Source organism: Streptomyces sp. NPDC002463, assembly GCF_042889835.1.
Lineage (GTDB): Bacteria > Actinomycetota > Actinomycetes > Streptomycetales > Streptomycetaceae > Streptomyces > Streptomyces nymphaeiformis.
In genome coordinates this window covers 270,603-290,294 of record NZ_JBIARL010000008.1, presented here as the reverse complement: position 1 = coordinate 290,294, position 19,692 = coordinate 270,603, and the positions used below count along the sequence as shown (strand labels likewise).

At 72.0% G+C, this 19,692-nt stretch carries 18 protein-coding genes; 12 read left to right on the top strand and 6 right to left on the bottom strand.

All coding sequences use genetic code 11. From position 1 onward, the window contains the following. Window positions 1–14: 14 nt before the first annotated feature. Both ACFYX3_RS18795 and ACFYX3_RS18790 read right to left on the bottom strand, forming a co-directional pair. The gene (locus tag ACFYX3_RS18795; RefSeq protein ID WP_389014430.1) at window positions 15–1,859 is read right to left on the bottom strand and encodes an ABC transporter ATP-binding protein; all 1,845 of its coding nucleotides are present in this window, start codon (window positions 1,857–1,859) and stop codon (window positions 15–17) included. Beyond that, entirely contained in the window at window positions 1,856–3,631 is a 1,776-nt protein-coding gene (locus ACFYX3_RS18790; protein WP_389014427.1) for an ABC transporter ATP-binding protein, read from the bottom strand. The genes ACFYX3_RS18795 and ACFYX3_RS18790 overlap by 4 nt, the downstream gene beginning before the upstream one ends. Before the next feature lie 143 nt (window positions 3,632–3,774). Between ACFYX3_RS18790 and ACFYX3_RS18785 the strand changes: the two genes are divergently transcribed. Genes ACFYX3_RS18785 through ACFYX3_RS18770 form a run of 4 tightly spaced genes read left to right on the top strand, consistent with a single transcriptional unit; the run spans window position 3,775 to window position 7,375 of the window. Beyond that, window positions 3,775–4,677 carry an ABC transporter ATP-binding protein gene (locus ACFYX3_RS18785; protein WP_389014424.1) on the top strand — a complete coding sequence of 301 codons (903 nt, stop codon included), beginning with the start codon at window positions 3,775–3,777 and terminating at the stop codon, window positions 4,675–4,677. Next, window positions 4,674–5,423 (top strand): ABC transporter permease, encoded by a 750-nt coding sequence (locus ACFYX3_RS18780; RefSeq protein WP_389014421.1) that lies wholly within the window; start codon window positions 4,674–4,676, stop codon window positions 5,421–5,423. Before ACFYX3_RS18785 ends, ACFYX3_RS18780 begins: the two co-directional genes overlap by 4 nt. Window positions 5,424–5,438: 15 nt before the next feature. Beyond that, entirely contained in the window at window positions 5,439–6,737 is a 1,299-nt protein-coding gene (locus tag ACFYX3_RS18775; RefSeq protein WP_389014418.1) for a sensor histidine kinase, read from the top strand. After that, window positions 6,734–7,375 (top strand): response regulator, encoded by a 642-nt coding sequence (locus tag ACFYX3_RS18770; RefSeq protein ID WP_389014415.1) that lies wholly within the window; start codon window positions 6,734–6,736, stop codon window positions 7,373–7,375. Before ACFYX3_RS18775 ends, ACFYX3_RS18770 begins: the two co-directional genes overlap by 4 nt. Before the next feature lie 7 nt (window positions 7,376–7,382). Here ACFYX3_RS18770 and glgX read toward each other — a convergent pair whose 3' ends face one another. Beyond that, entirely contained in the window at window positions 7,383–9,584 is a 2,202-nt protein-coding gene (glgX, locus tag ACFYX3_RS18765; protein WP_389014412.1) for a glycogen debranching protein GlgX, read from the bottom strand. Window positions 9,585–9,748: 164 nt separating this feature from the next. Here glgX and ACFYX3_RS18760 point away from each other — a divergent pair, with 164 nt between their 5' ends. The 6 genes from ACFYX3_RS18760 (at window position 9,749) to ACFYX3_RS18735 (ending at window position 16,187) form a co-directional block, all read left to right on the top strand. Then, window positions 9,749–11,008 carry an Ig-like domain-containing protein gene (locus ACFYX3_RS18760; protein ID WP_389014409.1) on the top strand — a complete coding sequence of 420 codons (1,260 nt, stop codon included), beginning with the start codon at window positions 9,749–9,751 and terminating at the stop codon, window positions 11,006–11,008. A gap of 117 nt (window positions 11,009–11,125) precedes the next feature. Then, window positions 11,126–12,382, top strand: a complete 1,257-nt coding sequence (locus tag ACFYX3_RS18755; protein ID WP_389014406.1) for an Ig-like domain-containing protein — start codon at window positions 11,126–11,128, stop codon at window positions 12,380–12,382. A 76-nt stretch (window positions 12,383–12,458) separates the two neighbouring features. Then, window positions 12,459–13,226 carry an enoyl-CoA hydratase/isomerase family protein gene (locus ACFYX3_RS18750; RefSeq protein WP_382663240.1) on the top strand — a complete coding sequence of 256 codons (768 nt, stop codon included), beginning with the start codon at window positions 12,459–12,461 and terminating at the stop codon, window positions 13,224–13,226. 63 nt (window positions 13,227–13,289) lie between these two features. Next, a complete protein-coding gene (locus tag ACFYX3_RS18745; RefSeq protein ID WP_376588765.1) occupies window positions 13,290–13,808 on the top strand; it encodes an ATP-binding protein in 519 nt (172 codons plus the stop codon). Between the two features lie 397 nt (window positions 13,809–14,205). After that, window positions 14,206–15,006 (top strand): polysaccharide deacetylase family protein, encoded by an 801-nt coding sequence (locus ACFYX3_RS18740; protein WP_376588763.1) that lies wholly within the window; start codon window positions 14,206–14,208, stop codon window positions 15,004–15,006. Further along, window positions 15,006–16,187 carry a YncE family protein gene (locus ACFYX3_RS18735; RefSeq protein ID WP_389014401.1) on the top strand — a complete coding sequence of 394 codons (1,182 nt, stop codon included), beginning with the start codon at window positions 15,006–15,008 and terminating at the stop codon, window positions 16,185–16,187. Before ACFYX3_RS18740 ends, ACFYX3_RS18735 begins: the two co-directional genes overlap by 1 nt. Window positions 16,188–16,191: 4 nt before the next feature. Here the strand turns inward: ACFYX3_RS18735 and ACFYX3_RS18730 are convergent, their stop codons facing one another. After that, the gene (locus ACFYX3_RS18730) at window positions 16,192–16,830 is read right to left on the bottom strand and encodes a GNAT family N-acetyltransferase (protein WP_389014398.1); all 639 of its coding nucleotides are present in this window, start codon (window positions 16,828–16,830) and stop codon (window positions 16,192–16,194) included. A gap of 74 nt (window positions 16,831–16,904) precedes the next feature. Here ACFYX3_RS18730 and ACFYX3_RS18725 point away from each other — a divergent pair, with 74 nt between their 5' ends. Next, a complete protein-coding gene (locus tag ACFYX3_RS18725; protein WP_093873994.1) occupies window positions 16,905–17,120 on the top strand; it encodes an EF-hand domain-containing protein in 216 nt (71 codons plus the stop codon). A 74-nt stretch (window positions 17,121–17,194) separates the two neighbouring features. On the opposite strand, the gene ACFYX3_RS18720 is transcribed toward ACFYX3_RS18725, so the two are convergent. Next, a complete protein-coding gene (locus ACFYX3_RS18720) occupies window positions 17,195–17,749 on the bottom strand; it encodes a DUF7010 family protein (protein ID WP_389014395.1) in 555 nt (184 codons plus the stop codon). Between the two features lie 193 nt (window positions 17,750–17,942). Between ACFYX3_RS18720 and ACFYX3_RS18715 the strand changes: the two genes are divergently transcribed. Then, the gene (locus tag ACFYX3_RS18715) at window positions 17,943–18,185 is read left to right on the top strand and encodes a hypothetical protein (protein WP_389014392.1); all 243 of its coding nucleotides are present in this window, start codon (window positions 17,943–17,945) and stop codon (window positions 18,183–18,185) included. Window positions 18,186–18,247: 62 nt separating this feature from the next. Here ACFYX3_RS18715 and ACFYX3_RS18710 read toward each other — a convergent pair whose 3' ends face one another. Beyond that, window positions 18,248–19,618: an L-serine ammonia-lyase gene (locus ACFYX3_RS18710; protein ID WP_116158730.1), complete on the bottom strand. Its 1,371-nt coding sequence runs from the start codon at window positions 19,616–19,618 to the stop codon at window positions 18,248–18,250. Window positions 19,619–19,692: the final 74 nt, after the last annotated feature.

Sequence of the window (19,692 nt, the reverse complement as noted above, 5' to 3'; positions counted from 1 at the left end):
GGGCCGCTTCTCCCTCACCCCACCAGGCTGTCGCGCCATGCCTGGTGCAGGCTCGCGTAGTGGCCCTCGGCCTTGATGAGCGTCGACGGGTGGCCGTCTTCGATGATGCGGCCCTGTTCCATGACCAGGACGCGGTCCGCCACTTCGACCGTGGAGAGGCGGTGGGCGATGATCACTGCCGTACGGCCGGTGAGGACCGTGTCCATCGCCCGTTGCACCGCCCGTTCGCCCGGTACGTCCAGCGAGCTCGTCGCCTCGTCCAGGATCAGGACTGCCGGGTCGGCGAGGAGGGCGCGGGCGAAGGCCACCAGTTGGCGCTGGCCGGCCGAGATGCGACCGCCTCGTTTGCGGACGTCCGTGTCGTAGCCGTCGGGGAGTCCGGTGATGAACTCGTGCGCTCCGATCGCCTTGGCCGCCTGCTCGATCTCGTCGCGGGTTGCGTCCGGACGGCCGATCGCGATGTTCTCCGCGACTGTGCCGGAGAAGAGGAAGGCCTCCTGGGTGACCATGACCACTCCGCGGCGGAGGTCCGGTGTCGTCAGGTCGCGGAGGTCCACCCCGTCCAGGAGGACTCGGCCGTCCGTCGGGTCGTAGAAGCGGGCCAGGAGTTTCGCGAGGGTGGATTTGCCCGCGCCTGTCGCGCCCACTACGGCCACCGTCTGGCCTGCGGGGATCTTCAGGTCGAAGCCCGGGAGGACTTCGCCTCCTGTTCGGTAGGCGAATCCGACGCCTTCGAAGGTGATCTCCCTGCCGGGTTTGCCGGTGCGCGTGGGGAGTTCTCGGGGGGCTGTCGTCTCCGGGACGCCCGGTTCCTGGGCCAGGAGGCCGGCGATCTTGGTGAGGGACGCCGCTGCCGACTCGTACGAGTTCAGGAACATGCCCAGGCGGTCGATCGGGTCGTACAGGCGGCGCATGTAGAGGACCGCTGCCGCCAGTACGCCCAGTTCGAGCGTTCCGGCGGCGACCCGGTACGCGCCCCAGAGGCACATGCCCGCCACTGCGGTGTTCGCCACCAGGCGGGAGCCCACCACGTAGCGGGCCATCTCCAGGAGGGCGTCGCCGTTGCTGCGTTCGTGGCGGTGGTTGAGCGCCGCGAACTCGGTGTCGTTGGCCCGTTCCCGGCGGAACGCGCGGACCGGGCGGATGCCGTTCATCGTCTCCGCGAACTTCACGATGACGCCTGCGATGGCTGTGCTGCGTTCCGCGTACACCTCGCCCGCTCGGCGCTGGTAGAGGCGGATCAGCCAGTAGAGGGGGACGAAGGAGGCCACCGCCACTGCTCCGATGCCCCAGTCCAGGTAGAGGAGGACCAGGGAGATGGAGACGAAGGAGAGGACCACGCCGATCAGTTCCTGCAGGCCCTCCTGCAGCAGTTCGCGGAGCGATTCGACGTCGGTGGTCGAGCGGGAGATCAGGCGGCCCGAGGTGTACCGCTCGTGGAAGTCGACGCTCAGTACCTGTGCGTGGCGGAAGATCCGGCCCCGCAGGTCGAGCAGCGCGTCCTGGTTGATCCGGGCCGCTCCGCGGACGAACGCGTACTGGAGGACGCCCGACAGCGCGGCGCAGAGGAGGTAGCCGAGGGCCACGGCGATGACCGGGCCGTGGTCTCCCGCGCGGAACGCCGGGACCGCCCGGTCGATGGCGTACGCGACGAGCAGCGGGCCCGCCTGCAGCGCCGCCTCCCTGACGAGGAGGATCAGGGCCGCGATCACCACCCGCGTCCGGTGCGGGGCCAGGAGGGAGCGGAGCAGGGCCCCCGTCGCTCCCGGGGACGCGGGCAGGTCGTCGCGGTCGAAGGGGTCCGACGGTTCCGCCGGGGCCGTCTTCTTCTTCTTCTTCTCGAGTGTCGTGTCCGTCATCGGTTCTTCCCCTCGCCCGTCATCAGCCAGGCGTACTCGGCGCTGCTGCGCAGCAGTTCCTGATGGGTGCCGACGGCCGCGATCCGGCCCCGGGAGAGCAGCGCGACGCGGTCGGCGAGCATCACCGTCGACGGGCGGTGCGCCACCACCAGGGCCGTCGTCTCCCGGAGGACCTCCCGCAGGGCCGCCTCGACCCGGGCCTCCGTGTGGACGTCGAGTGCCGAGAGCGGGTCGTCCAGGACCAGGAACCTGGGCCTGCCGACCACCGCGCGGGCGAGGGCCAGGCGTTGTCGCTGGCCGCCGGAGAGGCTGAGGCCCTGCTCGCCGACCTGTGTCGCCGTCCCCTCGGGCAGGCGGTCGACGAAGCCGTCCGCCTGGGCGACGCCCAGCGCGCGGCGCAGTTCGGGGTCGCCTGCTTCCTCCGCGCCCATCAGGACGTTCTCGCCGACGCTCGCCGAGAACAGCGTCGGCTCCTCGAACGCCATGGAGACGAGGGAGCGGAGCTTCTCCCGATCCATGAGGGCGATGTCCTCGCCGTCCAGGAGGATGCGGCCCGTCGTCGCCTCGTGCAGGCGCGGTACGAGGGCCGTGAGGGTCGTCTTGCCCGAGCCCGTGCCGCCGACCAGGGCCAGGGTCTCGCCGGGGCGGATGTGGAGGTCGATGCCGTCCAGGACGGGGGGTGCCTCCTCCGGGGCGTCCGGGTAGCGGAACGTGACGCCTTCGAAGCGGACCCCCTCGGAGGTGTCGTGGGTGGTGGTGCCGGCAGCCGTGTCCGGTTCTTCCTCGGCGTCCATCGCCTCGAAGTACCGTTCCGTCGCGGTCGCCGCGTCCTTGCTCATCGCGAGCATGAAACCGATCGACTCCACCGGCCAGCGCAGTGCCAGGGCCGTCGACAGGAAGGCGACGAGGGTGCCCGCCGACAGGTTCCCGTCGGCGACCTGCACCGTGCCGAGCACGAGTGCGGTTCCGATGGCCAGTTCCGGTACGGCGGTGATGACCGCCCAGATGGCGGCGAGCAGCCGCGCCTTGGCCAGTTCCGTGCCGCGGAGGTGTCCGGCGAGTTCGTGGAACGCCTTCGCCTGGCTGCGGTGCCGGCCGAAGCCCTTCACGATCCGGATGCCCAGGACGCTCTCCTCGACCACCGTGGTGAGGTCGCCCACCTGGTCCTGGGACTTCCGGGTCACGACCCCGTACCGGCGCTCGAAGAGGTTGCTGACGATCACGAGGGGGATCACCGGCGTGAGGAGCACCAGGCCGAGCGACCAGTCCTGGGCCAGCAGGAGGACGTAACCGGCGAGGATCGTCACGCCGTTGACCAGGAGGAAGGTCAGCGGGAAGGCCAGGAACATCCGGACCAGCATCAGGTCCGTCGTCCCGCGCGAGAGCAGCTGCCCGGACGGCCACCGGTCGTGGAAGGCGATCGGGAGCCGCTGGAGTCTGCCGTACAGGTCGGCGCGCATCCGGGCCTCCACGGCGGCCAGCGGGCGCGCCACCAGCCAGCGGCGGAAGCCGAACAGGACGGCCTCGGTGATGCCGAGGAGCAGGAGGTACAGCGCCCCCAGCCAGACGCCCCCGGGGTCGCCGTTCGCGACGGGGCCGTCCACCAGCCATTTGAGGACGAGGGGGATCACCAGAGACAGGCAGGAGGCGACGATCGCGACGATCGCGGCCGTGAACAGCCGGGCCCGCACGGGCCGTACGTACGGCCAGAGACGGAGCAGGACGCGGACCGTCGAGCGGTCGGAGGGCAGGGTGTCTGGGTTCTCGGGCATCAGGTCCGACCATACGGTTCACCACTGACACGTCTCATCCGGTTTTCCGGCCGGGTCGTATCGCGGCATCAGCCGATCGGTTGATGCCGGGTCGAGCGCGATGGCCGATGGTCGGTGTTCCGCGTCCTCGGCAGGCTGAGGGCATGACAGCGATCGAGGTGCGGGGACTGCACAAGACGTACGGCGGCCGGAAGGTCGTCGACGGGGTGTCGTTCGAGGTCGGCGAGGGGGAGATCTTCGGGATCCTCGGCCCCAACGGCGCCGGCAAGACGACCACCGTGGAGTGTGTCGAGGGGCTGCGGACCTCCGACGAGGGGTGGGTGCGTGTGTGTGGGTACGACCCCGCCGCGCAGCGGGACGAGCTCACCCGGGTGCTCGGGGTACAGCTCCAGGAGAGCGACCTCCAGGCCAAGCTCACCGTCCGCGAGGCGCTCGACCTGTACGCCTCCTTCTACGAGCGGCCCGCCGACCGGAAGGAGCTCGCCGGGCGGCTCGGGCTGCTCCCGCACCTGCGGACCCGGTTCGGGAAGCTGTCCGGAGGACAGAAGCAGCGGCTGTTCATCGCCCTCGCGCTCCTCGGCGGCCCCCGGGTCGTCGTCCTCGACGAACTCACCACCGGTCTCGACCCGCGGGCCCGCCGCGAGGTGTGGTCGCTCGTGGAGTCCCTCCGGGACTCCGGCGTGACCGTGCTGCTCGTCACGCACTTCATGGAGGAGGCGCAGCGGCTCTGCGACCGGATCGCCGTCCTCGACCGGGGGCGGATCGCCGCGCTCGACACCCCGGAGGGGCTGATCGGACGGGCCTCCGCCGCCAAGGAGATCTCCTTCGACGCGGACACCCCGATCGCCCCTGAGGCACTGTGCGCCCTGCCCGGCGCGGTGTCCGTCGCGACGGCCGACGGCCGGACGGTCGTCGCCGGCACGGAGGAGACCATCACCGCCTTCATCTCCCTCCTCGCCCGCGAGGGCGTCACGGCCGGCCAGCTCCGGGTCGCCGACGCCACCCTCGACGACGCCTACCTCGACCTGACGGGAACCGACCGATGAGTACCTCCAGCCCCGCCGTGACCGTCCTGCGCACCGAGGTCCGTCTCTTCAGCCGTGAACCCGCAGCCCTGTTCTGGGTGATCATCTCGCCCACGGTGCTGCTCGTGATCCTCGGCCTGATTCCCTCCTTCCGGGAGGCGTCCCCCGACCTCGGCGGGCGCCGCGTCATCGACGTGTACGTCCCCGTGTCCGTGCTCTTCGCCCTGATCATGTCCGGGCTCCAGGCCATGCCCCCGGTCCTCGCCGCCTACCGCGAACGCGGCATCCTCCGCCGGATGTCCACCACACCCGTCCGGCCCGCGACGCTGCTCACCGCCCAGCTCGTGCTGCACGGCGCCGCCGCGCTCGTCTCCTCGCTCCTCGCGATCACGGTGGGGCGGCTCGCCTTCGGCGTCGCCCTCCCGGAGAACCTCGCGGGATACGCGCTCGCCCTGCTGCTCGCCGTCGCCGGCGCCCTGGCCCTCGGCGCGGCCGTGTGCGCGGTGTCCCGGAACCAGAAGATCGCCACCGCCGTCGGCTCGGCCGTCTTCTTCCCCTCCATGTTCACGGCCGGCGTCTGGGTGCCCGTCCAGTCCATGCCCGATACGCTGCAGCGGATCGTCGGGTTCACCCCGCTCGGCGCCGCGTCCGAGGCCCTCGACGCGGCCGCCTCGGGCGGCTGGCCCGCCGGGGTCGCGCTCGGGGTGATGGCCCTGTGGACGGCCGTGCTGACCGGTGCCGCGGTGCGCTGGTTCCGCTGGGAGTAGAGAGGGGGCTGCGGGGTGCCCACCACCGTCGAGGAGCGCTGGCGGCAGTTCTTCCGCTGGGGACCGTACGGACTGCTCGGCGTCGCCACCGTGATCGCCGTGGGGTCGGCGGACCTGTTCATGGACGGTACGGAGCGGGTGACGGCCGCCGCGCTGGTCGGGGCGGCGCTCCTCCTCCAGGTGGCGTGGAACGTGCGGTGCGCGCGGATCGTGGCGGCCTCCGGGTGGGGCGACGACACCCCGGGGGCCGCGCTCGTGCTCGTGCCGGGGGCTCCGGGGCCCGCCTCCGTCGCCCACTTCGCCGTCCGCACCGCGATCGCCGCCGTCCTCACCTGGATCAACCCGTTCTTCGCGATCTACGCCTGCGTCGGCTACTTCGACGCCGTCCAGCTGCTGCCCCGCCGCCTCTCCCACGCCGGGATCCTCGTCACCGCCGTCACCATGGCCGGCTCCCAGTCCGGCGGCCTGCCGCCCACCTCCCTCGTGCAGTGGCTCGCCTTCGTCGGCCTCCTCGTCCTCAACGGCGTCCTCTCCCTCGGCTTCTCCCACCTCGCCGAGAAGGACGCGGAGAAGGCCGCCGAGCGGGCCGAGACCATCGCCGAACTCGGCCGCACCAACAGCCGCCTCGAACAGGCCCTCGCCGAGAACTCCGCCCTCCAGGCCCAGCTCCTCCTCCAGGCCCGGGAGGCCGGGGTCGCCGACGAGCGGCGCCGGCTCGCCGCCGAGATCCACGACACCATCGCCCAGGGCCTCACCGGGATCGTCACCCAGCTCCAGGCCGCGTCCGCCTCGCCCGACCAGGAGCACGCCGAGGCGCACCTGCGGCGGGCCGCGGACCTCGCACGGCACAGCCTCGGGGAGGCCCGGCGCTCCGTGCGGAACCTCGGGCCGGTGGCCCTGGAGCACGACGACCTCCCGGAGGCCCTCCGCAAGACGGTCGCCGAATGGGCCGAACGGACCGGTGTCGACACCCGGTTCACCGTGACCGGCACCGAGGCGCCGCTCCACGACGAGGTCGCCGCCACGCTGCTGCGGATCGCCCAGGAGGCCCTGTCGAACGCCGCCCGCCACTCCGGGGCCGGCCGGGCGGGCGTCACGCTCTCCTACATGGGCGACGAGATCACCCTGGACGTACGGGACGACGGCCACGGCTTCGACCCGCTCGTCCGGCCCGAACGGAGCGGCGACGGAGGCGGGTTCGGGCTCGACGGCATGCGGGCCCGCGCGGAGCGCCTCGCCGGTACGGTCACCGTGGAGACGGCGCCGGGCGAGGGCACGGCGATCTCCGCTCGCGTACCGTTGGGCGCGCCATGACTGACATCACGCTTCTGATCGTCGACGACCACCCCGTCGTACGGGACGGTCTGCGCGGCATGTTCGCCGCCGAGGGCTCCGGCTTCCGCGTCCTCGGCGAGGCCCCCGACGGCGTCCGGGGCGTCGAACTCGCCCTGGAACTCGACCCCGACGTCGTCCTCATGGACCTGCGCATGCCCGGTGGCGGCGGCGTGGACGCCATCGCCGAGCTCACCCGGCGCGGGGCCCGCTCCCGGGTCCTGGTCCTCACCACGTACGACACGGACACCGACACCCTCCCGGCGATCGAGGCCGGCGCCACCGGCTACCTCCTCAAGGACGCGCCCCGCGAGGAGCTGTTCGCGGCCGTACGGGCCGCCGCGTCGGGCCGTACGGTCCTCTCGCCGACCGTCGCCTCCCGCCTCGTCACCGCCGTCCGCGCGCCGGCCGCGGCCGACACCGCGCTCTCCGCCCGCGAGGGCGAGATCCTCGCGCTCGTCGCGAAGGGCACGGCGAACCGGGCGATCGCGGCGGAGCTGTTCATCAGCGAGGCGACGGTGAAGACCCACCTGACGCACATCTACGCGAAACTGGGCGTGAAGGACCGCGCGGCGGCGGTCGCGACGGGCTACGACCGGGGCATCCTGGGCGGCGCCTGACAGCGCGTCACTCGCGGACCCGCAGCAGCACCACCGAGCGGGCGCCCACCGTGAGCGTGGTGCCGCCCGCGTGGTGGGTGTCCGGGGGCGTCGACTGGTCCTCTCGTGTCGTGTCCACGAGGAGTTCGTACGTCGTCGCCCACGGCGCCCCCGGGAGGCGGAAGCCGAGGGGCCGGGCGCCGGCGTGCAGGACGGCGAGGAAGCTGTCGTCGGTGATCTGCTCGCCCCGCGCGTCCCGGCCCGGGATGTCGCGGCCCGACAGGTAGAGCCCGAGCGTGGCCGTCGGCGCGTACCAGTCCCGTTCCGTCATCTCCGTGCCCTCGGCGGTGAACCACGCGAGGTCCCGCAGCCCGTCCGCGCCCTGCGGCCGGCCGGAGAAGAAGGCGCGGCGGCGCAGGACGGGGTGGCGGTGGCGCAGGGCGAGGAGGCGGCGGGTGAGGGCCAGGAGGCCCGCCCGGCCGGGGTCGTCGGGGAGCGACCAGTCCAGCCAGCCGAGCTCGTTGTCCTGGCAGTACGCGTTGTTGTTGCCGCCCTGCGTGCGGCCCGTCTCGTCGCCGGCGACGAGCATCGGGACCCCGGTGGACAGGAGGAGGGTGGTGAGGAGGTTGCGCTGCTGCCGGAGGCGGAGGGCGTTGACGGCGACGTCGTCCGTCTCGCCTTCCGTCCCGCAGTTCCAGGAGCGGTTGTCGTGGGTGCCGTCCCGGTTGCCCTCGCCGTTGGCCTCGTTGTGCTTGCGCTCGTACGTGACGAGGTCGCGGAGGGTGAAGCCGTCGTGCGCGGTGACGAAGTTGACCGAGGCGTACGGCCGCCGCCCGCCCCAGGCGTACAGGTCGCTGGAGCCGGAGAGCCGGTAGCCGAGGTCCCGCACGTCGGGCAGCGCCCCGCGCCAGAAGTCCCGCACGGCGTCCCGGTAGCGGTCGTTCCACTCGGTCCAGAGGGGCGGGAACGCGCCGACCTGGTAGCCGCCGTTCCCCACGTCCCAGGGCTCCGCGATGAGCTTCACCCTCCTCAGGACCGGGTCCTGGGCGATGACCGCGAGGAAGGGGGAGAGCATGTCGACGTCGTGGAAGGAGCGGGCCAGGGCCGCCGCCAGGTCGAAGCGGAAGCCGTCGACGCCCATCTCCGTCACCCAGTACCGCAGGGAGTCGGTGATGAGGCGGAGGACCTGCGGCTGCACCACGTGCAGGGTGTTGCCGCAGCCCGTGTAGTCGGCGTACCGGCGGGCGTCGGACTGCAGGCGGTAGTAGCCGCGGTTGTCGATGCCCTTCAGGGACAGGGTGGGGCCCAGCTCGCCCGCTTCCGCCGTGTGGTTGTAGACGACGTCGAGGATGACCTCGATCCCGGCCGCGTGCAGCGCCCGCACCATCCGTTTGAACTCGCCGACCTGCTGCCCGGCCGTCCCCGAGGACGAGTAGCCGGCGTGCGGGGCGAAGTAGCCGATCGAGTTGTAGCCCCAGTAGTTGCGCAGGCCGCGGCGGAGGAGGTGGTCCTCGTGGGCGAACTGGTGGACCGGGAGCAGCTCGACCGCCGTCACCCCGAGGCGTACGAGATGGTCGATCGCGGCCGGGTGGGCCAGCCCCGCGTACGTGCCCCGCAGCTGCTCCGGGACGCCGGGGTGCAGCTTCGTGAAGCCCTTCACGTGCAGCTCGTAGATGACCGAGTCCTGCCAGGGCGTCTTGGGCCTGCGGTCGTCGGACCAGTCGTCGTCGTCATGGACGACGACCCCCTTCGGGACGTACGGGGCGGAGTCCCGCTCGTCGCGGACGGTGTCGGCCACGTGCTGCTGCGGCCAGTCCCGGACGTGTCCGTACACCTCGGCGGGGAGCGCGAAGTCGCCGTCGACCGCTCGGGCGTACGGGTCGAGGAGGAGCTTCGCCGGGTTCCAGCGGGCGCCCGTCCACGGGTCCCAGCGGCCGTGCACCCGGTAGCCGTACCGCTGCCCCGGCCCCACGCCCGGCACGAAGCCGTGCCAGATCTCGTGCGTCAGCTCCGTCAGCGGGAGCCGTGTCTCCGTCCCGCCGGCGTCGAAGAGGCACAGCTCCACGGCCTCCGCCCCGCCCGCCCACAGGGCGAAGTTGGTCCCCGTCACCCCACCGGGCCCGACCCGGCAACGGGCCCCGAGCGGCGTCGGCGCCCCCGGCCACACCGGTGGGCCGGCCCGCTCCGGGGCACGCTCGGACACCGCCTCCTGCTCGGCTGCGCTCGTCACCGTCCCGGCCTCCCGCGGCTCGTCGGGCCCGCACCCGGGGGAGCGGCGGCGTCCCGGCCGCAGCTCCCGCGTGTGGTCCTCCCCCTGTTCTGCCCGCACGGCCGTCCTCCCAACATGACCCGCACGCACGTTTCCCCTGGAGGGTGGCCGTCGTTGGGCCGGGCGTGACATGCGTATGGAAGCGGGCGGGGCGCGCCCTCGCGGTGGCGGGACTGTTGGCGGGCCTCGTGGGCTGCACGGTGGCGGACGGCGGTGGCGGCATCGACATCAGCCTGCCGGGCAAGGCGCGGGCCCCGGGTGACGTCATCCGGGTGAGCCCGGAGGACGGCAGCCGGGCGGTGCCGGCCGGTGGGCCCGTCGAGGTGAAGGTGGACAGCGGGCGCCTCGAACGGGTGACCGTCGTCCAGGTCGAGGACGGCCGGCGTGCCGAGGTCGCCGGGGCGGTCTCGGCGGACGGGCTGCGCTGGCGGCCCCGGCCCGGCACCCGGCTCGCGCTGGCCGCCAAGTACAGCGTGGACGCGGTCGCGCTCGACGCGCACGGGCGCCGCTCGGCCCGGCACACCACCTTCACCACCGCCGTCCCCGAGTCCCGCTTCATCGGCTACTTCAAGCCGGAGAACCGTTCCACGGTCGGCACCGGCATGATCGTCTCCTTCGGCTTCAACCGGCCGATCGAGAACCGCGCCGAGGTGGAGCGTGCCATCCGGATCACCTCGGAGCCTCCGGTGGAGGTCGTCGGCCACTGGTTCGGCAAGGAGCGGCTCGACTTCCGCCCCGCCGCGTACTGGCGGCCCGGCACGAAGGTCACCGTCGAGCTCGGGCTGCGCGACGTCGAGGGGGCGCCCGGGGTGTACGGCATCCAGCGCAAGACGGTCGGCTTCACCGTCGGCCGCTCCCAGGTCTCCCTGGTCGACGCCGCCGCGCACACGATGGAGGTCCGCAGGGACGGCGAGCTCCTCGCCACGGTGCCGATCACCGCGGGCGCGCCGAAGACGACCACGTACAACGGGAAGATGGTCGCGACCGAGCTGTACGACGTGACCCGGATGGACGGCAGGACGGTCGGTTTCGGCGGCGAGTACGACATCAAGGACGTGCCGCACGCGATCCGGCTGACCGACTCGGGGACGTTCCTGCACGGCAACTACTGGGCCGATGCCTCCACCTTCGGCTCGGCGAACGTCAGTCACGGCTGTGTGGGGCTGCGGGACGAGAAGGGCGGCAGCGCGGACTCGCCCGCGGGCTGGTTCTTCGACCGGACGCTGGTCGGCGACGTGGTGGAGGTGGTCAACTCGCAGGACAAGGAGGTCGCCCCCGACAACGGTCTCGGCGGCTGGAACCTGGAGTGGGACGAGTGGAAGTCCGGCTCCGCGATCCAGGGGATCCGGGCCGCCCCGTACCAGTCGACTGGTGCCGAACGGTGACATTCACGAGGAACTTTCGTGTCCTGCGGTGTGATTATCTAGCGCTGTGTGCGCGAGTGGATGCGCACGGGGGTGGGGCCGTGGCGTTGCCAGGCCGTGCGAGGGGAGACGACCACAGTGAACGGGCAGCCGATATCGGGGGCATCGGTCAAGAGCAGGCGGCGACGCGGGGGCGTCAGGCTGCAGGCCCTGGCGGCGGGGGCGATGCTCCTGGTCCTGACCGCGTGCGGCGGCGGTGAGACCGCCACCGGCGGCGGTGCGGGGGGACAGGGGCCGGCGGCGCAGGGCGGCGGCAAGCAGGAGAACGCGGCCTCCCAGGCCGTCGTGACGATCCTTCCGAAGGACGGCGCCGACTCGGTCGCCACCAGCGGGGCGCTGAAGATCACCGCGGCGCAGGGCAAGCTGACCACGGTCACGGTCGCCGACTCCAAGGGCTCCGAGATCGAGGGCAAGATCGCCGCGGACGGTGCCAGCTGGTCGCCGACCGCGCACCTGGCCGCGGCCACCCAGTACAAGGTCCACGCGATCGCGAAGGACGCCGACGGCCGCGAGTCGGCGAAGGACACCACCTTCACCACGCTGGTCCCGAAGAACACCTTCATCGGCCAGTACACGCCCGAGGACGGTTCGACCGTCGGCGTCGGCATGCCGGTGTCCATCAACTTTAGCCGGGGCATCACCGACCCCGACGCCGTCGAGAAGGCCATCAAGGTGACGGCCGTCCCGGCCGTCCAGATCGAGGGCCACTGGTTCGGCAACGACCGCCTGGACTTCCGGCCCAAGGACTACTGGGCCGCCGGCACCAAGGTGACGGTCGCGCTGAACCTGGACGGCGTCGAGGGCCGCCCCGGCGTCTACGGCAAGCAGAAGAAGACGATCTCCTTCACCATCGGCCGCCGTCAGGTCTCCACCGTCGACGCGAGCGCCAAGACGATGAAGGTCGAGCGGGACGGCGCGATCATCAAGACGCTGCCGATCACCGCGGGCGCGCCGTCCACGACCACGTACAACGGTCAGATGGTCATCAGCGAGAAGTACAAGGTGACCCGCATGAACGGGGCCACGGTCGGTTTCGGCGGCGAGTACGACATCAAGGACGTGCCGCACGCGATGCGCCTGTCCAACTCGGGCACCTTCGTCCACGGCAACTACTGGGCGCCGTCCTCCACCTTCGGCTCCAGCAACGTCAGCCACGGCTGCGTCGGCCTGGAGGACGCGCGGGGCGCGGGCGACAGCTCGACGCCGGCCGCCTGGTTCTACGACCGCTCGATCATCGGCGACGTCGTGATCGTGAAGAACTCGAAGGACAAGCAGATCACTCCGGAGAACGGCCTGAACGGCTGGAACATGGACTGGTCGGAGTGGATCGCCTAGATCCCTCCTGAAGGGGCCCGGTGCTGTGAGCAACAGCACCGGGCCCCTTCGCGTTAACGGCCACTAACCTTTCCCCATGACTGTGAACCTCGAAGTCGCCGATGGCGTCGGCACGATCCGTCTCGACCGCCCCCCGATGAACGCCCTGGACATCGCCACCCAGGACCGGCTGCGCGAGCTGGCCCAGGAGGTGACGGACCGCGACGACGTGCGGGCCGTGGTCCTCTACGGCGGCGAGAAGGTGTTCGCGGCCGGCGCGGACATCAAGGAGATGCAGGTCATGGACCACGTGGCCATGGTCAAGCGCTCGCGCGCGCTCCAGGACTCCTTCACGGCCGTCGCCCGCATCCCCAAGCCGGTCGTCGCCGCGATCACCGGGTACGCGCTCGGCGGCGGCTGCGAGCTCACGCTCTGCGCCGACTACCGGATCGCCGCCGACAACGCCAAGCTGGGCCAGCCGGAGATCCTGCTCGGCCTCATCCCCGGCGCGGGCGGCACCCAGCGCCTGTCCCGGCTGATCGGCCCCTCCAAGGCCAAGGACCTCATCTTCACCGGCCGGATGGTGAAGGCCGACGAGGCCCTGACGCTCGGTCTGGTCGACCGGGTCGTCCCCGCCGCCGAGGTGTACGAGCAGGCGCACGCCTGGGCCGCCAAGCTGGCGCAGGGCCCGGCCGTCGCCCTGCGGGCCGCGAAGGAGGCGATCGACCAGGGCCTGGAGGCCGACATCGACACCGGTCTCGCCATCGAGCGGACCTGGTTCTCGGCCCTGTTCGCCACCGAGGACCGCGAGACCGGGATGCGCAGCTTCGTCGAGGAGGGCCCCGGGAAGGCGAAGTTCGCCTGACGATCCTTCACGGGCGGGGGCCGATTCCATCGGAACGGCCCCCGCGGAAGGCTCGTTGCCTCCATGATGGGGGGCATGGCGGGCCTGGAGGGTAGGGAACAACCGCGGCAGCGCGCGAGCGCCGCCGCGCCGCGGTGGTCACCGGCCGTGGACGACGAACAGGCCGCCGAGGCAGTGGAGTTGTACGGCAACCCGGCCGAGGAGGACGTCCGGCTGCCGTCCCGCCCCGAGTCCGCGTGGGTGGCCCGCAGGCTTGCCAGGGACGTCGTGCTGCGGCAGTGGGGTCTCGGCCCGCAGCTCGCCGAGCACGCGGTGCTCCTCGTCTCGGAGCTCGTCGGGAACGCCGTCCGGCACACGGGGGCCCGTGTCTTCGCGCTGCGGTTACAGCGGCGCCGCGGCTGGATCCGGATCGAGGTGCGCGACCCCTCGCGGGGGCTGCCCTGTCTGATGCCGGTGCACGAGCTCGACATCAGCGGCCGCGGCCTCTTCCTCGTCGACAAGCTCGCCGACCGCTGGGGCGTGGACCTGGCGCCGCGCGGCAAGACGACCTGGTTCGAGATGCGGGTCGTGGACCGGTCCTGACGCCGCCGCCCCGGACTGCCCCCTGATGCACGGAAGCCCCCGTGCGCCTGTGGTGAGGCGCTTGGGGGCTTTCGTGTGGTGCGCCGTGGACGGGGGGGTGTATCCACGGCTGCTATGTCGACCTGGCCCGGGTCAATGGGGGTCGTGTCTCCGACTATGGCAGACGGGGGGCCTTGCCGCCAAAAGTCCCTAGTGGGGCAAGGTGGGTCAAAAACGGACAGTTCAATGATGAATCGTTGGTGACGTGCAGCACTCACCTTGTAAACAGTGAATGGCTATGCGGTTCATCGGGTGTTTCCCGGGATCGTCCGCATGTTGGACGCCTGGAGTGGCGCCACAAACGTCCTGAATTGGCCTAATCGTGACCAATCGGGCGACATCCCTCTTAAATGGTCGCGTGAAGCCGACCGACCGCCGAGGAGCCCTCCGCGCGGGCGCGGCCGCAGCCCTCGCGGGAGCCCTCGCCACCGCCTGCGGCACGGAACCCCGCCCCGCCCCCGCCGCCGGGCACCACCCCGCCTCCGCGCCTGCCTCCGCCGCCGGGCACCACCCCGCCCCCGCGCCCGTCGCCGCCCCGGCGCCCCGCCGCTTCCCCGGGCAGCCGGACGAGATCACCCACGGCCCCCGCGACCGTCCCCGGGTCGCCCTCACCTTCCACGGCCAGGGCGACCCCGCCCTCGCCGGCAGGCTCCTCGCCCAGGCCGAGAAGGCCGGCGCCCGCGTCACCGTCCTCGCCGTCGGCAGCTGGCTCGACGAGCACCCCGACATGGCCCGGCGCGTCCTCGACGGCGGCCACGACCTCGGCAACCACACCCAGCACCACATCGACGTCAACGCCATGACCGAGGACGCCGCCCTCGCCGAGATCGAGGCCTGCGCCACCCGGCTGCGCCGGCTCACCGGCTCCGTCGGCACCTGGTTCCGCCCCTCCCGCACCCCGCACGCCGGCCCCGCCGTCCTGCGCGCCGCCCGGCGCGCCGGATACCCGCACGTCCTCTCGTACGACGTCGACTCGCTCGACTACACCTCGCCCGGCGCCGCGGCCGTCGTCCGCAACGTCACCGGGACGGTCCGCGCCGGATCCGTGGTCAGCCTGCACTTCGGCTACCCCGACACCGCCGTCGCGCTGCCCCTCCTCCTCGCCGAACTCGACCGCCGCGGCCTGAGCGCGGTCACCACCACGGAGCTGCTGAGCTGATGGCACACCTCGACAAGAGATCCCGGATCCTCCTCGCCGCCGCCCTCCTCGTCGGCCTCGCCGGCTGCGGCAGCGCGAACCACCCCGAGGGCGCCGCCCCGGTGAAGAAGGCCGCCGCCCCCGCCGTGCGCAAGCCGGCCACCGCCCCCGCCGGGCTCCCCGGCATGCCGCCCCTGCTCGACCCGCACGACGTCTACGCCGCCGACCGGCCGAACCGGCTCTCCCCGGTGGTGAAGGACTTCCCCTCCCGGGTCTACGTCCCCAACACCAACTCCAACACCGTCTCCGTCATCGACCCCGCCACCTACCAGGTCGTCGAGACCATCCCGGTCGGCCTCCAGCCCCAGCACGTCGTCCCCTCCTGGGACATGAAGACCCTCTGGGTCAACAACGACCGGGGCCACACGCTCACCCCCATCGACCCGGCCACCGGCGTCGCCGGCAAGCCCGTCGAGGTCCACGACCCGTACAACCTCTACTTCACGCCGAACGGCAAGTACGCCGTCGTCATGGCCTCGCTCGACCGCGAGCTCGTCTTCCGCGACCCGCACACCATGGAACGGAAGAAGTCCGTCCCCGTCAGCTGCTACGGCGTCAACCACGCCGACTTCTCCGCCGACGGGCGGTACTTCATCGTCTCCTGCGAGTTCTCCGGCGAACTCCTCAAGGTCGACACCGAGAAGATGGAGGTGATCGGCCAGCAGAAGCTGCCCCTCGAGGGCGCCATGCCGCAGGACGTGAAGATCTCCCCGGACGGCAAGACCTTCTACGTCGCCGACATGATGGCCCACGGCATGTGGGTCCTGGACGGCGAGAAGTTCACCACCCCCACCCTGCTCCCCACCGGCAAGGGCTGCCACGGCCTCTACATCAGCCGCGACTCGCGCGAGATGTACGTCTCCAACCGCGGCGAGGGCACCGTCTCCGTCTTCGACTTCCAGCAGAACAGGCTCACCAAGAAGTGGAAGCTCCCGAACGGCGGCTCCCCCGACATGGGCGGGGTCTCCGCCGACGGCAAGGTCCTGTGGCTGTCCGGGCGGTACGACGCCGAGGTGTACGCGATCGACACCACGACCGGCAAGCAGCTCGCCCGCATCCCCGTCGGCAGCGGCCCCCACGGACTCGCCGTCTACCCCCAGCCGGGCCGCTACTCCCTCGGCCACACGGGCATCTTCCGGTAGCGGTTCAGCCGGCGATCAGGAGCGCCTCGGAGGCCACCGGGCGGTAGCCCGCCGCCTGGAAGACCCGGACGCTGCGGGCGTTGCCCGGCGACTGCTGGGCCCACACCACCTCGCCCGGGGTGAGGTGGCGCGCCGCCGTCGCCAGGGCCCGGCCCAGGCCCCGGTGGCGCACCTCCTCGTCCACCTCGATCGCCGCCTCCCAGCGGCCCGCGACGCCCCGTCCCAGGGCGAGGACCCCGCCGTCGGCCGCCCACACCCGGACGTCGTCACGGAACTTCAGCGCCCGCGCCACCCGGGGGTGCTCCGGGTCGTCGATCGCGCGGAGCTCCAGCGGGGGAGGGCCCGGCAGCGCGTCCGCCACCGTGAGCAGGTCGATCGTGTTCATGTGGCGGCCGGTGCGGGCCATCAGGGCGAGGAGGAAGGCCGGGTTCATGCTCGCGGCGAGCGGATCGCTCGACGTGGCCGCCAGCCGGTCCCGTACCCACTCCGGGTCGGCGTCCGTGAAGACCACCGAGTGGGCGGTGAAGGCGAGCACCCCCGCGTCCCGGGGGCCCGGCTGCGGCACCACCGTCGTCGAACCGTCCGGGGGCGGGAACGCCCCGCGTGCCGCCGCCGCCAGGATCCGTGCCACCTCGTCGCTCATGCCCCCATCATCCTGCAGCGCGCGGCCAGCTAATCTGACCCCCGTCAGAAAAGCACCAAGAAGGGGCGGACGCAGTGGCGGACATCGACTCGGCACGCACGGCATTCAACAAGTTCGACGTGGACGGCGACGGTTTCATCACCGCCGCCGAGTACAAGCACGTCATGGCGCAGCTGGGCGACTTCCACGTCACGGAGTCGGTCGCCGAGGCGCTCATCAAGCAGCGCGACGACAACGGCGACGGTGTGCTGTCCTGGGACGAGTTCTGGGCGCACTACAGCAAGGCCTGAGCCTGACCCCGCGGGTCCGGGCGGGCGGAGCGACCTGAGTCGCCGCCCGCCCGGACCTCGGTGGGTCGCCCGCGTCAGCCCCGCAGGGTGACGTGGAAGGACGTGCCCCAGAGCACGAGCGCCGCGCCCAGGCCCACCACCGCGCGTACGGTCTCCGCGCCGGCGCCGGCCGCGAGGACGGCGAGCCCGGCCAGGGCGACCGCCGTGAGGAGGATCGCGGCCCACCGGTACTGCCGCTGGTCGAAGAGGCGGGCCAGGGGGAAGAAGTGCAGCCCCACGACGAGGCAGATCCCGACCGGGACGAGCTCCGGCCGTCCCGAGGCGTTCGACGCGGCGATCACGGCGAAGACCGCGATCAGTTCGGCCGCGTTGACCAGACCGACCCCGCGGTTCCATTTCTCCGGCAGCCGTACGGTGCGCGCCACCGGCCCGGCGGTGCCCCGGAACGCCCGCTCCGCCGCGGCGATCGTCACCGCGAGCGCCACGACGGTGACCGGCGTCGCGACGGACGTTCCCGAGCCGCCCGCGAGCGCCCAGACCAGGCCGAAGACGGCGAGGACGAGCCCGCCCCGGCGCCGCAGGGTCCGGGTCAGATCGACGCACGCGGCGTCCATGTGTTCGACGGTCATGGCGCGGACACTACAGCGGAAACCCGACGGCGGAGCCGGTTTCCGGCGACCTCCGACGGATTGGCCTAGACCTATTGTGTGCCACTGTCCGTGACGGTACGGTCATCCACGGCTGCGCAGCCGGACTTTCCGCACCACATCGCATCGTCACGCACTCCGCCGGGGCATCCCGGCGTTTTCAGGAGGCAATGCCATGTACCGCCGCACCGCAGCCGTTCTCGCCACCGCCGTGTCCGCCGGAGCCCTCGCGCTCGGCGCCGCCGGCGCCGCCCAGGCCGGCCCCGGCCCGGGCTACTACGCGAACAGCTCCTACTCCTCGTACGCCGACTGCCAGGCCGCGGGCCGGGCCGGCTACAAGATCTGGGGCCCGATCTTCTCCTGCGAGCCCTTCAGCGCCGACCGCCAGGACGTCATCGTCCTCTGGGTCCGCGCCTGAGCGTCCGAGCACGGCAGCGGCCCGCCCCGGGACTCCGGGGCGGGCCGCTGCCGTGCGGGGTCTCAGCACTCGATGATGTTCACCGCGAGACCGCCGCGGGCGGTCTCCTTGTACTTCACGCTCATGTCGGCGCCCGTCTCCTTCATGGTCTTGATGACCTTGTCGAGGGAGACCAGGTGGCTGCCGTCGCCGCGCATCGACATCTTCGCCGCCGTGACCGCCTTGACCGACGCCATGCCGTTCCGCTCGATGCACGGGATCTGGACGAGCCCGCCGACCGGGTCGCAGGTCAGGCCCAGGTTGTGCTCCATGCCGATCTCGGCCGCGTTCTCCACCTGCTCCGGGGTGCCGCCGAGGACCTCGGCGAGCGCGCCCGCCGCCATCGAGCAGGCCGAGCCGACCTCGCCCTGGCAGCCGACCTCGGCGCCGGAGATCGAGGCGTTCTCCTTGAAGAGCATGCCGACCGCGCCCGCCGCGAGCAGGAAGCGGACGATGCCGTCCTCGTCGGCGCCGGGCACGAAGTTCATGTAGTAGTGCAGGACCGCCGGGATGATGCCGGCCGCGCCGTTCGTCGGGGCGGTGACCACCCGCCCGCCCGCCGCGTTCTCCTCGTTCACGGCCATCGCGTACAGAGTGATCCACTCCATCGCGTGCGCCGTCGGGTCGCCCTCGGAGCGCAGCTTGCGGGCCAGGGTGGCGGCGCGGCGGCGGACCTTCAGGCCGCCCGGCAGGATGCCCTCGCGGGACATGCCGCGCGCGACGCAGGCCTGCATGACCCGCCAGATCTCCAGGAGGCCCGCGCGGATCTCGTCCTCGGTGCGCCAGGCCTTCTCGTTCTCCAGCATCAGGGAGGAGATCGAGAGGCCGGTCTCCTTGGCGAGGCGGAGCAGCTCGTCGCCGGTGCGGAAGGGGTACTTCAGGACGGTGTCGTCCGGGATGATCGGGTTCTCGCCGGCCACCGCGTCCCCGTCGACGACGAAGCCGCCGCCGACCGAGTAGTACGTCTTCTCCAGGACGAGCCCGCCCTCGGCGTCGTACGCGAAGCACGTCATGCCGTTGGCGTGGTACGGGAGCGCCTTGCGGCGGTGCAGGATCAGGTCGTCGTCGAAGGAGAACGGGATCTCGTGGGCGCCGAGCAGGTTGATCCTCCCGCTCGCCTTGATCCGCTCGAACTCGTCGTCGGCGGTCTCCACGTCGACGGTGCGCGGCGAGTTGCCCTCCAGGCCGAGCAGGACCGCCTTCGGGGTGCCGTGACCGTGGCCGGTCGCGCCGAGCGAGCCGTACAGCTCCGCTCGTATCGCCGCCGTGTGGGCGAGCAGGCCCTCGTTCTTCAGGCGGCGGGCGAACATCCGGGCAGCCCGCATCGGGCCCACCGTGTGGGAGCTCGACGGGCCGATGCCGATCGAGAACAGGTCGAAGACCGAGATGGCCACGGAAGGACTCCTTGTGGGGGCTAGACGCCGTTGTCTGCCGGGGTGGAGCAGAAAGGCTGAGCATGGATCGGGGC

Bases quoted from the DNA above. Each gene is read 5' to 3' on its own strand.
- ACFYX3_RS18795 (WP_389014430.1), bottom strand. From the start codon at position 1,859: ATGACGGACACGACACTCGAGAAGAAGAAGAAGAAGACGGCCCCGGCG.
- ACFYX3_RS18790 (WP_389014427.1), bottom strand. From the start codon at position 3,631: ATGCCCGAGAACCCAGACACCCTGCCCTCCGACCGCTCGACGGTCCGC.
- ACFYX3_RS18785 (WP_389014424.1), top strand. From the start codon at position 3,775: ATGACAGCGATCGAGGTGCGGGGACTGCACAAGACGTACGGCGGCCGG.
- ACFYX3_RS18780 (WP_389014421.1), top strand. From the start codon at position 4,674: ATGAGTACCTCCAGCCCCGCCGTGACCGTCCTGCGCACCGAGGTCCGT.
- ACFYX3_RS18770 (WP_389014415.1), top strand. From the start codon at position 6,734: ATGACTGACATCACGCTTCTGATCGTCGACGACCACCCCGTCGTACGG.
- ACFYX3_RS18750 (WP_382663240.1), top strand. From the start codon at position 12,459: ATGACTGTGAACCTCGAAGTCGCCGATGGCGTCGGCACGATCCGTCTC.
- ACFYX3_RS18745 (WP_376588765.1), top strand. From the start codon at position 13,290: ATGATGGGGGGCATGGCGGGCCTGGAGGGTAGGGAACAACCGCGGCAG.
- ACFYX3_RS18735 (WP_389014401.1), top strand. From the start codon at position 15,006: ATGGCACACCTCGACAAGAGATCCCGGATCCTCCTCGCCGCCGCCCTC.
- ACFYX3_RS18730 (WP_389014398.1), bottom strand. From the start codon at position 16,830: ATGAGCGACGAGGTGGCACGGATCCTGGCGGCGGCGGCACGCGGGGCG.
- ACFYX3_RS18720 (WP_389014395.1), bottom strand. From the start codon at position 17,749: ATGACCGTCGAACACATGGACGCCGCGTGCGTCGATCTGACCCGGACC.
- ACFYX3_RS18715 (WP_389014392.1), top strand. From the start codon at position 17,943: ATGTACCGCCGCACCGCAGCCGTTCTCGCCACCGCCGTGTCCGCCGGA.